Origin of the sequence: Fodinicola acaciae, assembly GCF_010993745.1 — a bacterium.
GTDB lineage: Bacteria > Actinomycetota > Actinomycetes > Mycobacteriales > HKI-0501 > Fodinicola > Fodinicola acaciae.
In genome coordinates this window covers 1,446,748-1,459,929 of record NZ_WOTN01000002.1, presented here as the reverse complement: position 1 = coordinate 1,459,929, position 13,182 = coordinate 1,446,748, and the positions used below count along the sequence as shown (strand labels likewise).

Here is a 13,182-nt window from a genome sequence, read left to right as displayed (position 1 = left end):
CGCGGCCGACGACGCAATCGGAATCCGATTGCGTCGGCGCGGTTTTGGCGTGGGTGGCTGGGGGCTATGGGAAAGGGGACCAAAGGCGGCGTCTGTCTTTTGGCTGAGGTGCGCGGCGCCGGTGGGACCGTAGGCTCGGCGCGTGGGACGGACGTGGCGGCTGGCCGGCGGGATCTGTGTCGCGCTGGTGGTCCTGGTGGCCTTCGACAGCGCGTACACCTCGGCGCCGTTCGCCGGCCGGCCGTACGGGCTGCCGCTGGTGTCGACGCTGGTCGCGGCGGCCAGCCTGGTCGGCCTGGCGCTCGGCTGGCCGGACAGCCGGCGCTGGCTGCCGGCCCTGACCGCGGTCGCCGCCGGCTTCTCGATCGCGGTGAGCGCGGTCATCCTCACGCTCCGGCCGTCGGTCAACGCGGCGCCGTTCGCGGAGACCGCCGGCCTGCTCGCATACCTCCTCTGCGGCATGCGCTGGCTGAGCGGCTGGATACGTGTCGTATGCGTCGGCCTGACGACGCTCGCCGCCGTGCTGCTGCCGCCGCGCGTGCTGACGATGACGCCGCAGACCGATCTGATCTCGATCCTCAGCAGCATGATGATGTGGCTGCTCGGCGCGATCATCGCCGCGCTGGTCGGGCTTTACCTGCGTACGCAGGACAATCAGCGCGTACGGTCACTGGCCGCCCTCCGGCACGCGCAACGGCTGGAGCTGGCGCGCGACCTGCACGACTTCGTCGCGCATCACGTCAGCGGGATCGTGGTGCAGGCACAGGCATCGCAGGTCGTCGCGCAGACCGACCCGGCGCTTGCCGTGCAGGCGCTGCAAAAGATCGAGGAGGCCGGCACCGCCGCGCTGGCCTCCCTGCGGCGTACGGTCGGCATGCTGCGCGAGGCGCCGGAGGAGGCGACGCTGCCGCACGGCCTGTCCGACCTGCCGGAGATGGTCGAACGCTTTTCCAGCACCGGAAAAACCGTCGCCGTCCTGACCGTCGAGCCCGATGTGGACGATCGGCTGCCGCCGGAGGTCACCACGTCCGCATACCGGATCGTGTTGGAAGCGCTGACAAACGTACGCCGGCACGCGCCGGAAGCGTCCACTGTGGACATTCGGCTGGCCAGATCTGGCGGCGATCTGGAGGTGGCGGTGGAAAACGACGGCGTACGCGCCGCCGAGCCGGCACGCGGTGGCTTCGGCCTGATCGGGTTGACCGAGCGGGTCGAGGCGGTCGGCGGCACGCTCGCCGCCGGTCCGTCGGCGATCGGCTGGCGCGTGGCCGCGACACTGCCGGTGGAGGACGCATGAACATCCGTGTGGTGGTCGCCGACGACCAGGAGATGGTACGCAGCGGTTTCGCCATGATTCTCAACGCTCAGGCCGATATCGAGGTGGTCGGCGAGGCATCGGACGGCGCCGAGGCGGTCGAGCTGGCACGCCGGTTGCAGCCGGATGTCGTGCTCGCCGACATCCGCATGCCACGCCTCGACGGCCTGGAGGTGACCAGGCTGCTCGCCGACACGATGCGAGTGGTCGTCGTGACGACCTTCGACCTCGACGAATACGTCTATGCCGCGCTGCGCAACGGTGCCTGCGGATTCCTGCTGAAAGACGCCGGACCGGCCCTGCTGGTCGAGGCCGTACGCGCCGCGGTCAGCGGCGACACGCTGATCAGCCCGTCGGTGACCGTACGACTGCTGAAGCACATCACCAAGCCGTCCGGCCGGCCGCCGTCGCTGCCGGAAAGCCTGACCGAGCGCGAGACCGACGTGTTGCGGCTGGTGGCGCGCGGCAAGACCAACGCCGACATCGCCGCCGAGCTGTTCATCGCGCTCGGTACGGTGAAAACACACGTCGCCAGCCTGCAACGCAAGCTGGACGTGCGTAACCGCACCGCCGTCGCCGCCTGGGCCTGGGAAAACGGCCTCGTCGCGTAGCAGCCGCAACCAATGCACGGCGACGAGCGCCGCCATCGGTCTCGCTGAGCGCGCTCGCGGTCATCGGTGCGGGGTGGCTGCTGCGCCGCCCCGGCAAGAGAGGCCTTACATACACTTAGCGAAAAATTAGTGCCTTTGCCTATGGTTGTCCGCCTCAGGGCAGGACCGAGGGAAGCGAGGGCCATGAGAAGAGGCATCCTGGTCAGAATCGGCGCGGTCGCGCTGCTGGCCGTGGCGATGGCCACCGGCAACGTCTCCGCGGCGTCGGCGGCCAAGCCGTGTGGCTATTCCGAATCCGAAGGCCACGCCTGGTACAACCACTGCACCAGCGACGGCTCGTGGATCTGGATCAAGATCGACTATCCCGTCCTCCAGGACCGCTACGACTGCGTCGGTCCGGGCCTGACGATCCTGGGTTCGAGTTCGCTCATCCGCAACGCGTACTACACCGGCGATCTTTGCAATCACGCATAGCTGCGTACGTCAAACCGAGCAGAAAGCGGCAAGGACATGAGAATCAAGTCGAATGCGCGCCGGCGCGCCCTTGCGTTGCTGGCCGCGACGGCGTTCGCGGTCAGCGCGACCACCGGCGTCACCGCCACAGCCGCCGCGGCGGCCGAGTCGAAGTCCAAGCCGTGCGGCTTCTCCTCGTCCGACGGATGGGCCTGGTACAACCACTGCACCAGCGACGGATCGTTGATCGTGATCCACATCGACAAGCGGTTCGTTTCCGACGAGTTCCTGTGCGTTGGTCCCGGGCTGACCGCGCTCGGTGCTCCTGAGGTGATCCGGAATGCCTGGTACACCGGTGATCTGTGCAACAAGCGAGGACCCATCGACCAGTAAGCCCTATTGGTAGGGCAGGCGGAGCCGCACCTGGAATCCGTCGGCCGCGGTCGGGCCGGAGCTGATCTCGCCGCCGAGCAGCTCCGCTCGCTCGCGCAGGCCGAGCAGGCCGTGGCCGGCGCCGGGAAGCGACAGCGTCGGCCGCGTCGGCGCGGAATTCGTTACGGTCAACCGAATGTCGCCGTCTTCGGCGCGGATGTCGACGGTGGCGCTCGCACCAGGTGCGTGTTTGCGTACGTTGGTCAACGCTTCCTGGACCGTACGATAGATCGCCCGCTGCACCGGTTTGCTGACGTCGTCGGGAAGATCGGCGTTCAGCGCGGTTTCGATGCCACTGTTGGCGATCAGCTGTCGGAGCTCGCCGAGCGTCGGCTGCGGCGTCAGCTCGGTCTGCAGGCTGCCCGACGCACGCAAAACCGTCACCATGTGGCGCAGCTCGTCGAGCGTGTTGACGGCGAGCTGGCGGATCGTGGTGGCGGCTTCTTTTGTTTCCTCGTCACGCGTACGCACCTGCAACGCGCCGGCGCGTACGGCGATCAGGCTCACCTGATGCGACACCACGTCGTGCATTTCGCGCGCGAGCTGCGCGCGTTCCTTTGCCAGTACGGTCTGCGTGGTCAGCATCCGCTGGTGTTCCTGCGCCTGCGAGATCTCCGCCAGCTGCGCGGAAAGATCGCGTCTGGCCTGGACAAACTGGCCGAGCAGCGCCGGCGCGACGGCGAAGGCGGCCGCGTACGCGAGCGTCACGACCGTCTCGAATCCTTCGGAGGCGAGGAAAGGTGGTGGTGGCCACGGAAGTGCGTTGCAGACCGCGAAAGCGATCACGCAGCCAACCAGCATCGGCCGGCGGCGGGTCAGCGACGCGAAGGTGTAGAGCGCGATCAGCGGCGCGGCCGTGCCAGCGGAGAACAGCGCGGCCGGCAATGTCAGCAGGAAAACGACGAACGACCAGCGGCGGCGCACGATCAGCGCGGCGCAGGCCAGTGCCATGCTGAGGTTGCCGCCGGGGTCGTCCGGGTCGAGGTTGATCGCGGCGTCCGCGATGGCGATCAGCAGGAAGACCGCGTCGGCCCAGATCGCCGGCGGGATCCGCTTCACGGCTTCTCCCTGGCCTGCCGCAGAAGTCCGGCGCGCTCGGCGACCAGCGCGGCCTGCACGCGGTTGCCGACCTCCAGCTTGGTGAGAATCGCGCTCACGTGGTCCTTGACCGTACCGACGCTGAGGTGCATCCGCGCGCCGATGTCGGCGTTTGGCAGGCCTTCGGCGATCAGCAGCAACACGTCGTGTTCGCGTTCGCTGAGCCGGCGCAGCCGGCCGGCGGTCTGCGCGTCGACCTCGGTGCCGAGAAAGCCGTCGACCACGGTTTTGGTGACTTTGCTGGAAAGTACGACCTCGCCGCCGGCGAGCGTGCGCACCAGGTGCGCGATCTGCGTCGGCTCGGTGTCCTTGAGCAGGAAGCCGCTGGCGCCGGTACGCAGCGCGGTCGCCACGTATTCGTCGGCGTCGAAGGTCGTCAGCATCGCCACCACCGGCGGCTCCGGCAGCGCGCGGATCTGCCGCAACACGGTCAGGCCGTCGACGTCCGGCATCCGGATGTCGAGCAACACCAGGTCGGGCCGCCGCTCGCGGACCTCGGCCAGCGCCTCCGCGCCGCCGACCGCGCCGACCACCTCGATGTCGCCGGCCGCGGACAGGATGTGGCTGAACCCGGTCCGTACCAGCGCCTCGTCATCCACCACCACGACCCGGATCACGCGGCCTCCTCTCACCCGGAGGCTATGCCATCACAACACCGGTCACACCGCTCGCCAAGCGCACCACCGACCGCCACCAGACGGCCCCGTCTCCGTCTTCCGGCGGACCGGACCGCGCCGAGAGTGACATTCGACGGCCGTAAACCATCACCCTCGCGGTGGTGTCCGTTTGCGGGGCGCCGTGGTTTTCTTGGCAGCCGCGGTTTTCTTCGCCGGAGTCTTCTTCGCGACACTGGCCTTCTTCGCCATGGTCTTCTTCGCGACGGCGGCTTTCTTCGGAGGTGGTGGTGCGGCCATCAGCTCGTCGACGAACGCGTCGATCAGCTTCCAGGTGGTCTCGCGCGAGCGCCGGCCGGTGAGGACGCCGAGGTGGCCGCCCGGCGCGACCTCGAAGCGTACGTCCGCCGCGCCGGTCAGCACGTCGACGATCCGGTGCACGGCCAGCTGCGGCGCGATCGTGTCGGCCGCTCCGGCGACCACCAGCACCGGCACGCGCACCTCGGCCAGCGAGATCAGCCGGCCCTCCAGGTCGAGCACGCCGTCGGCGAGGTCGTTGGACCGGAAGAACCGGTGATACATCTGGCCGAACGTACGGCCCGGATAGGCGGCCATGTTGGCGGTGAACCGGTCGACCGCCTCGATCTGGGCGAGGTATTCGGTGTCGTCGAGGTGGGTCAGGATGGCCAGCGGCTTGGTCACGTACTTGTCGATGCCGGTCAGCTGGAAGACCCGCCTGACCAGCGGCGCCGGCGCGCCGCCGAGCAGCCGGTAGAGCGCGGTGAAGGCGTGGCCGTTGGCCACGTCGATGAGCGGACGGGCCGGCGCGACCAGCGGGATCGCGGTGAAGTCGATCGGACTGGCCACGGCGGTGATCGAGGCGATCGGCAGCTTCGGCTGGTCAGCGGCGGTCAGCAGCGAGAAGATCCCGCCGAGGCACCACGACACGAGGTGCACGGGCCGGCCGCCGGCGTCGGCGCTCACCGCGCTGATCGCGCGCGGCAGCACCTCGTCGATCCAGTGCTCGATCCCCAGGCGGCGGTCGGAGAACGCGATGCTGCCGTAGTCCAGCTGGTACGCGCGGCGGCCGCCGTCGACCAGGTGCTCGGCGAGGCTGCAGCCGCGGCGCAGGTCGAAGCAGAAGGCCGGCACGGCCAGCGGCGGCACGAGCAGCACCGGATCGGTGTCGACCGGCTCGCGGCCGGGGGCCAGCCGATAGACCGAGCGCTTGGGGCCGGAGTCGATCAGCATCCGCGGCACCGGCCGGGTGTCGGCCAGGCCGCTGCCGGAGACCATCGCCGACAGGTTGCCGGTCGCCTTCAGCAGTTGATCCGGCGTCGGGATCATCGTCATCGGGCTCTCCACAAGTCTGCAAACCGGCTGCCTGTGTTGACGGTACAGCCGGTAATGTCAAGGCGAAGCCGAGGGCGGGGAGTGCCTGTGTTGACGCACCTTTCCGGATTGCCGACGCGCTTACGTGCCATCCCGTCGATGGCGGCGCGAGTGCCGAACGCGCTGCACAGCATCGACGTGATGCGCCGCGCGGGCCTGGTCGAGCTGACCCGGCCGGACAACGGCGTACGGTCGATGATCCTGACCCGCCGCTGGGGTCCGATCGTCGGCGCCGCGACGATCGGGATGGAGCGTACGCCGCACGCGCTGGCCATCGTCGACGAGCGCGGCCAGCTGACCTACAGCCAGCTCGACCGGCAGGCCAACTCGCTGGCGCGCGGCTGGCACGACGCCGGACTCGCGGAAAAGGACGTCATCGCGGTGCTGTGCCGCGACCACCGCTGGCTGGTGCTGGCGATGCTCGCGGCCGGCAAGCTCGGCGCACGGCTGCTGCTGATGAACACCGGCTTCGCGGCGCCGCAACTGGCCGACGTGGCCGAGCGGGAAAACGTCAGCGCGGCCGTCTACGACCAGGAGTTCGCCGGCGTCATCGATCACCTTCCCGGTGGCGTAAGGCGGTTTCTCGCGTGGGCCGACGACGACGAACTGGCCGTACGCGTGACAACCCTCGACGACCTCATTGCTAACAGCAGTGACAAACCGGTGCCGGTGCCGCCGGCTCCCGGTGGTCTCGTGTTGCTCACCAGCGGCACCACCGGCACGCCGAAAGGCGCGCCCCGGCAGATCAGGTCGCCGTTCGCAGCCGCGCATTTCCTCGAGCGGATTCCTTACCGTACGGGTGAATGCACGATGATCGCCGCGCCGCTCTTCCACGGCACCGGCTTCTCCCAGTTCGTGCTCAACCTGGCGCTCGGCTCGACGATCGTGCTGCGCCGCCGCTTCGATCCGGAGGCGACGCTGCAGGCGGTCGAGGAATATCGATGTACGGCGCTGGTCGTCGTACCGACCATGCTGAGCCGCATCATGGATCTCGGCCCTGACGTGTTACGCCGTTATGACACGTCGGCCCTGCGGATCGTTTTCGCCGCCGGCTCGGCGTTGTCGCCGGATCTCGGCAACCGGGTCATCAAGAGTTTTGGCCCGGTGCTTTACAATCTCTACGGTTCGACCGAGGTCGCGGTGTGCACGGTGGCCACGCCGCATGACTGGCAGCAGGCTCCCGGCACGGTCGGCAGGGCGCCGCACGGCTGCGAGGTGCGGTTGTATGACACCGAAAACAACCAGATCACCGAGCCGCACGTGACCGGCCGCATCTTCGCCGGCAGCGACCTGAGCTTTTCCGGCTACACCGACGGCGGCAACAAGGCGGTGATCGACGGCCTGCTCTCCAGCGGTGACGTCGGCCATTTCGACGAGTCGGGGCTGCTGTTCGTGGACGGTCGCGACGACGACATGATCGTCTCCGGCGGCGAGAACGTCTATCCGATCGAGGTCGAAAACCTGTTGCTCGACCACGAAAACGTCATCGACGCCGCGGTGATCGGCGTGCCCGACGAGGATTTCGGCCAGCGGCTGCGCGCCTTTGTCGTGGTGACCGCGAAGGTCGATGCCGAGGTGCTGCGGTCGTACGTGAAGGCCAACCTCGCGCGGCACAAGGTGCCACGCGAGGTGGTCTTCCTGGAGGAGCTGCCGCGCAACACGACCGGCAAGGTGCTCAAGCGGAAACTGGCCGAATACGACGCCTGAGGAAATCGAGGATGCGCCGCCACGCGTCCTGCTGAGCGTCCGCGAACTCGGCCTGGTCGAGCTCGAAGAAGCCGTGCGGCGCGCCGGGATAGACGATGAACTCGTGCTCGGTTTCCAGTGCCTGGTCGAATGCGGCGATCACGTCCGGACCGATGCCGTCGTCGGCCCCGCCGAACAACCCGAGGATCGGCACGCGGAAGCCGGCCGCCTCCTGAGTCGGACCGGGTTTTCCGTTGAGCTCGCCGGGAAAACCGTACAGGCCGATGACGCCGGCGACGCCAAACTCCGGCAGCGCGGTGTAGAAGGCGAATCGTCCCCCCATGCAGAACCCAAGTGACACAACGGTTTGGCAGCCGATCTCGCGGAGTTTCGCGATGCCGGCACGCATGTCGGCGAAGATGCCGTCGCGGGTGAGCGCGCGCAGGTGTGGCCAGATGTCGCCGTGATGCGGATAGTCGACGCCGGCCGTACGACCGAAGAAGTCGATCGCCAATGCCGGATGTCCCTGCTCGGCGAGCCGCTGGCAGAGCTGCTCGTAGAAACCGGAGAGGCCTTTGTTGTCGGTCTGGACGAGCACGCCGGCGGCTGGATTTTCCAGCGGCTGAGCCAAATACGCGGCGAAGCTGGCACCGTCGGACGAGGTCAGCACGACAGGCTCGGCGGTGATGCCGGTTTGCGGCCGGCCGGCGGACGGCGGCTTGGCGTCGCGTTCGTAACACATCAGCGGATCCTTTCCTTGGGACCCGCTCACACTATTGCGACTTTCCTTGCATCATAGCACAAAAATCGAATTAGTTCCAGATATCGGCGGTCAGAACCCGGTCGGCCGATCAGCTGAAATCGTACGTCACGTCCGTCAACGACTCCGAGGTCGTCCAGAGCCGCTGCGCGACCTCCGGTGTGTGGTCCTTGATCCGGAACGGCGGACGTACGCGCGTGGGCGCGCCGCGCCACTGCGCCAGGCCGGGACCGTAGAGCGTGCCGCCGGGCAGACCAGCGACGGTCGCCGCGTACAGGCTGGGCAACGCGCCACCTTCGGCGCTCTGGGCGACCAGCTTCGTACCGATGTCCATCAACGAGCCCATGAGCTTGTTGCCGCTCATCCGCGGACCGACGTTTTGCAGGTTTGTCGAGGAATAACCCGGATGCGCGGCCAGGCTGAGCAGCGCGCCGCCGGCTCGCCGCTGCAGCTCCTCGGCGAAGAGCAGGTTGGCGAGCTTGGACTGCGCGTACGCCGGCCACTTGCGATATTTCCTGCTGCCATTGAGATCCGCGAAGTCGATCCGGCCGCTGTAACCGACGATGCTGGTCAGCGTCACCACGCGCGGCTGCGCGGCGGCGGTCAGCGCCGGCAGCAGCAGGCCGGTCAACGCGAAATGGCCGAGATGGTTGGTGCCAAACTGCATCTCGAAGCCGTCGGCCGTTTGCCGCAGCGGGATCGCCATCACGCCGGCGTTGTTGATCAGCAGGTCGATGGCTTTGTGTTCCTTGCCGATGCCGGCCGCGAAGTCACGTACGGACCCGAGCGCGGCGAGGTCGAGCCGGCGCACCGGCAGCCGCTCGGCCGGCACGCCCGCCCTGGTCATCTTCGCCGCCGCCTGGTCACCGCGGTCGGTGTCGCGGCAGGCGAGCACGACCGTCGCACCCGCCATCGCCAGCTCGCGCGCCGTGACGAAGCCGAGGCCGCTGTTGGCGCCGGTCACCACCGCAACGCGACCGTCCTGCGGCGGAATGTCGCGTACCGACCACCCCATGGCGAATCCTCCTGCCGTCGATCCCCCGACCGTAGCCGACCACGCACCACACCGGCGGCGAATCCACCCACCCCAAAACTGTCCGCCGGCCGCGACAACATGGGCCTGTTCGGGGGGAGCCAAATCTGCACACGCATGTTGTCAGATCGAAGCGGGATGCACGCATGGTGGCCATGCGCTCGCCCAACGCACGCATGGTGGCCATGCGGCCATCTAGCGTCAGGCGAAGCGGGCGCCAAGGCCGCCGTCGACGCGCCATTCGGCGCCGGTGACGAAGGACGCGGCGTCCGAGGCGAGGAAGCAGACGACCTCGGCGATCTCGGCCGGCTCGGCGATCCGGCCGAGCGGATGTACGTCCAGGATCCGCCGCTCCAGCGACGGATCGTCGGACCGGTCGAGATAGTCCTGCACGATGGCCGTACGCGTGTAACCGGGGCTGACGGCGTTGACGCGTACGCCGCGGCCGGCCACCTCCAGCGCCAGGCTGCGGGTCAGGCCGACCAGGCCGGACTTGGCCGCCGCGTACGGAAACATGCCGGCGGCGGTCAGCCGCGAGTGCAGCGACGCCACGTTGACGATCGACCCACGGCCCTGCGCGAGCATCGACGGCAGCGCGTGCTTGGCGCACAGCCAGGCGGCCTTCAGATCGACGGCGAAGACCTCGTCCCAGTCGGCCTCGGTCATCTCGACCGGGTCGAAGTAGGCGTTGCGGCCGGCGTTGTTGACCAGCACGTCGATCCGGCCGTACGCCTGCACGATCCGGCCGAAGACCTCGGCGACGGCCTCGCCGTCGGCCACGTCACACCGATACTGACCAGCGGAAACATCGATGTCGACGACCACCACCCGAGCGCCGTCCCGAGCAGCGACCTCGGCGACCGCGCGGCCGATGCCGTTGGCTCCACCGGTGACCACCACGATCCGCTCGGACAGGCTCACGGCGGTCACTATATATTCATAATTAATTATCGAGGAGGTGGCGGTGGCGTACTCCACCAGAGGCGTGCACGGCCAGACGGTGGAGGCCATCGCCCGCCGCATCGTCGGCGGCGGCATGCCGCCTGGCACCATCATCGACACCGCCGGCCTGCAGGCCGAGCTGGACGTGAGCCTGACCGCGTTTCGCGAGGCCCTGAAGGTGCTCTCGGCCAAGGGCCTGGTCGACTCGCGGCCCAAACGCGGCACCTTCGTACGGCCACGCGCCGACTGGAACCTGCTCGACGGCGACGTGCTGCACTGGCAGGCGCCGGTGGTGACCGACGAGTTCCTGGCCGAGCTCGGTGAGGTGCGCGCGGCGCTCGAGCCAGCAGCGGCGCGCCTCGCAGCACAACGACGCACCGATGAAGACCTCGAGAAACTCGAAAACGCGCTCAGCGCGATGGCCGACGACCAGGACCCCGTACGAGCAGACCTCGACTATCACCAGGCGCTGTTCGCGGCCACGCACAACGACATGATGCGGCGACTGGAAGCGGTTATCGCCACCGGTCTGGCGCAGCGCGACCGGCTCGTACACAGCGGCGAAGCGCCGTCACCCGTGCCGGTGCACCAGGCCGTCGTGGAGGCCATCCGAGCCGGCGACGCCGACGCGGCGGAGGACGCGATGCGTACGCTGCTGCAGGTCGCCAACCAGGACGAACGCCAGTGAAGATCACCAGAGTCGAGACGTTTCCGGTCGCGCCACGCTGGCTGTTCTGCCGTGTCGAGACCGACGACGGCCTGGTCGGCTGGGGTGAGCCGACGCTGGAAGGCAGCGTGGAGGTCGTACGCGCGGCGGTCGACGAGCTTGCCGAGCTGATCGTCGGCACCGATCCGCTGCGTATCGAGGACCACTGGCAGGTGCTGTCCAAGGCCGGCTTCTATCGCGGCGGACCCGTACGCTCCAGTGCGGTCGCCGGGCTCGACCAGGCATTGTGGGACATCGCCGGCAAGGCCCGGGAGGCGCCGGTGCACGCGCTGCTCGGCGGACCGGTCCGCGACCGCGTACGCGTCTACGGCTGGGTCGGCGGCGACGAGCCGTCACAGCTCGCCGAGTCGGTGAAAGCACAGGTGGAAGCCGGTTTCACCGCGGTCAAGATGAACGCCACCGGCCGGCTCGCACCGATCGCCTCGCGCGCCGACACCGCCGCCGTCGTGGAGCGTGCCGAGATCGCGCGGTCGGTGCTCGGCGACGCGCGCGACTTCGCGATCGACTTCCACGGCCGCGTCACCGCCGCCAACGCGCGCCGGCTGTTGCCGATGCTGACCGACACACATCCGTTGTTCGTCGAGGAGCCGGTGCTGCCGGAGCACGTCAGCGCACTGCGGTCGGTCGTCGACGCCAGCCAGATCCCGATCGCGACCGGCGAGCGGCTGTTCTCCCGCACCGACTTCCTGCCGGCGCTGCAGGCCGGCATCGCGGTCGTACAACCGGACCTCTCGCACGCCGGCGGCATCTCGGAGGTACGCCGGATCGCCGCGCTTGCCGAGGTCTTCGGCGCGCATCTCGCACCGCACTGCCCGCTCGGTCCGATCTCGCTGGCCGCCAGCCTGCAGGTCGCCTTCGCGACGCCGAACTTCCTTATCCAGGAACAAAGTCTGGGCATCCATTACAACGCCGGCGCCGAGCTGCTCGACTATCTGGTCGACCCGTCGGTCTTCCGGTTCGTCGACGGCCACGCCGTACGCACCGAGCGGCCCGGCCTCGGCATCGAGGTCGACGAGGCCGCCGTACGCCGCGCCGCCACCTCAGCGCCCGTCTGGCGTACGCCTGTGTGGCGCCACAACGACGGCTCCTTCGCCGAGTGGTGAGTTCGCATGGCCACCATGCTTGCGTTGGATGCAAGCATGGTGGCCATGCGGCCTCAGCCGGCGAAGGGGTGCGCGGGCAGGCCCCGTACACCCACGTCGGCGACGAACAGCGCGCCGGCCAGCGCCTGCGAGCCGGGCTCCAGCGCCAGCTGCGACGTGGTGATGTAGAGCTTGTCGAGGTCGGCGCCGCCAAATGTGCAAGCGGTGATCTGGCTGGTCGGCAGCTCGATCCTGCCGTCCAGCCGGCCGTCCGGCGCATACCGGTGCACCGCCGAGCCGCCGAAGAGCGCCAGCCAGATGTAGCCTTCCGCATCGACGGTCAGGCCGTCCGGCCCGCCGGCCTCCTCCGGCACCGCCACCGCCACGCGCCGGTTGGTCAGCCCGTTCACCGGGTCATAGTCGAAGGCGTCGATGCGATGCGTCGGCGTGTCCACGTAGTACGCGACGCTGTTGTCCGGGCTGAACGCGAAGCCGTTGGAGATCGTCACGCCTTCCAGCACGACGCTGACCTCGCCGGACGGGTCGAGCCGATAGACCTTGCCGACCGGTGAGGTCTCGTCGTAGGGCATGCTGCCGCAATAGAACCGGCCGTCCGGATCGCAGCCACCCTCGTTCATCCGTACGTCCTGCGACGACCACAGCTCGCCGAGAAAGCGCGGCTCGGTGCCGGCGCCGAAGCCGTCGGATCCGTTGTCCAGCAACACAAATCCGCGCTCGACCGCGAGCACCGCGCCGCCCGACGTACGCGGCCGCATGACCGCGGCGACCTTGCCGAAGTTACGCCGGGTCACCGTGTCGCCGAGCGTCAGCACGTCGCCGGCGAGCATGTCGACCCAGCGCAGGCCGCCCCACCCCGGATGCCACACGGGTCCCTCACCGTGCGCGCAGATCGGATCGGTGACTTGCTCGGCGGCGGTCATGCGTCCTCGCTTTCGCTGTCGGAGATGGGAAACAGCCTATCGGTCTTGACACGTGAGACATCCATGAAAGAATCGTCTCAATGTCTCAGGAGGCCG

The 13,182-nt window shown here is 68.6% G+C and carries 14 protein-coding genes; 7 read left to right on the top strand and 7 right to left on the bottom strand.

Going from position 1 to position 13,182, the window contains the following annotated elements; translation table 11 throughout:
• Positions 1–142: 142 nt before the first annotated feature.
• The 4 genes from GNX95_RS22110 to GNX95_RS22095 all read left to right on the top strand — a co-directional run bounded on the left by GNX95_RS22110 (position 143) and on the right by GNX95_RS22095 (position 2,772).
• Complete coding sequence (locus GNX95_RS22110; protein ID WP_163509296.1) at positions 143–1,297, top strand: sensor histidine kinase; 1,155 nt, start codon at positions 143–145, stop codon at positions 1,295–1,297.
• Positions 1,294–1,926, top strand: coding sequence for a response regulator (locus GNX95_RS22105; protein WP_163509295.1), 633 nt, complete (start codon positions 1,294–1,296; stop codon positions 1,924–1,926). The genes GNX95_RS22110 and GNX95_RS22105 overlap by 4 nt, the downstream gene beginning before the upstream one ends.
• Before the next feature lie 183 nt (positions 1,927–2,109).
• Complete coding sequence (locus GNX95_RS22100; RefSeq protein ID WP_163509294.1) at positions 2,110–2,400, top strand: DUF6355 family natural product biosynthesis protein; 291 nt, start codon at positions 2,110–2,112, stop codon at positions 2,398–2,400.
• 36 nt (positions 2,401–2,436) lie between these two features.
• On the top strand, positions 2,437–2,772 hold the full coding sequence (locus tag GNX95_RS22095) for a DUF6355 family natural product biosynthesis protein (RefSeq protein ID WP_163509293.1): 336 nt from the start codon (positions 2,437–2,439) through the stop codon (positions 2,770–2,772).
• Positions 2,773–2,775: 3 nt separating this feature from the next.
• Here GNX95_RS22095 and GNX95_RS22090 read toward each other — a convergent pair whose 3' ends face one another.
• The 3 genes from GNX95_RS22090 to GNX95_RS22080 form a co-directional block, all read right to left on the bottom strand.
• Complete coding sequence (locus tag GNX95_RS22090) at positions 2,776–3,870, bottom strand: sensor histidine kinase (RefSeq protein WP_246281700.1); 1,095 nt, start codon at positions 3,868–3,870, stop codon at positions 2,776–2,778.
• Positions 3,867–4,526 (bottom strand): response regulator, encoded by a 660-nt coding sequence (locus tag GNX95_RS22085; RefSeq protein ID WP_187369674.1) that lies wholly within the window; start codon positions 4,524–4,526, stop codon positions 3,867–3,869. Before GNX95_RS22085 ends, GNX95_RS22090 begins: the two co-directional genes overlap by 4 nt.
• Before the next feature lie 147 nt (positions 4,527–4,673).
• Positions 4,674–5,876, bottom strand: coding sequence for an alpha/beta hydrolase (locus tag GNX95_RS22080; RefSeq protein ID WP_222853811.1), 1,203 nt, complete (start codon positions 5,874–5,876; stop codon positions 4,674–4,676).
• Between the two features lie 138 nt (positions 5,877–6,014).
• On the opposite strand from GNX95_RS22080, the gene GNX95_RS22075 reads away from it, so the two are divergent.
• A complete protein-coding gene (locus tag GNX95_RS22075; RefSeq protein ID WP_163509292.1) occupies positions 6,015–7,622 on the top strand; it encodes an acyl-CoA synthetase in 1,608 nt (535 codons plus the stop codon).
• Here the strand turns inward: GNX95_RS22075 and GNX95_RS22070 are convergent.
• From GNX95_RS22070 to GNX95_RS22060, 3 genes are all read right to left on the bottom strand, one after another.
• A complete protein-coding gene (locus GNX95_RS22070; protein WP_163509291.1) occupies positions 7,591–8,343 on the bottom strand; it encodes a dienelactone hydrolase family protein in 753 nt (250 codons plus the stop codon). The two genes, GNX95_RS22075 and GNX95_RS22070, sit on opposite strands and share 32 nt — an antisense overlap.
• A 109-nt stretch (positions 8,344–8,452) precedes the next feature.
• Positions 8,453–9,376: an oxidoreductase gene (locus GNX95_RS22065; protein WP_163509290.1), complete on the bottom strand. Its 924-nt coding sequence runs from the start codon at positions 9,374–9,376 to the stop codon at positions 8,453–8,455.
• Between the two features lie 219 nt (positions 9,377–9,595).
• On the bottom strand, positions 9,596–10,324 hold the full coding sequence (locus GNX95_RS22060) for an SDR family NAD(P)-dependent oxidoreductase (protein ID WP_246281699.1): 729 nt from the start codon (positions 10,322–10,324) through the stop codon (positions 9,596–9,598).
• Between the two features lie 34 nt (positions 10,325–10,358).
• Here GNX95_RS22060 and GNX95_RS22055 point away from each other — a divergent pair, with 34 nt between their 5' ends.
• Positions 10,359–11,024 (top strand): FadR/GntR family transcriptional regulator, encoded by a 666-nt coding sequence (locus GNX95_RS22055; RefSeq protein WP_222853810.1) that lies wholly within the window; start codon positions 10,359–10,361, stop codon positions 11,022–11,024.
• Positions 11,021–12,166 (top strand): galactonate dehydratase, encoded by a 1,146-nt coding sequence (gene dgoD, locus GNX95_RS22050; protein WP_163509288.1) that lies wholly within the window; start codon positions 11,021–11,023, stop codon positions 12,164–12,166. The genes GNX95_RS22055 and dgoD overlap by 4 nt, the downstream gene beginning before the upstream one ends.
• A gap of 53 nt (positions 12,167–12,219) precedes the next feature.
• Here dgoD and GNX95_RS22045 read toward each other — a convergent pair whose 3' ends face one another.
• Positions 12,220–13,086, bottom strand: coding sequence for an SMP-30/gluconolactonase/LRE family protein (locus GNX95_RS22045; protein WP_163509287.1), 867 nt, complete (start codon positions 13,084–13,086; stop codon positions 12,220–12,222).
• Positions 13,087–13,182: the final 96 nt, after the last annotated feature.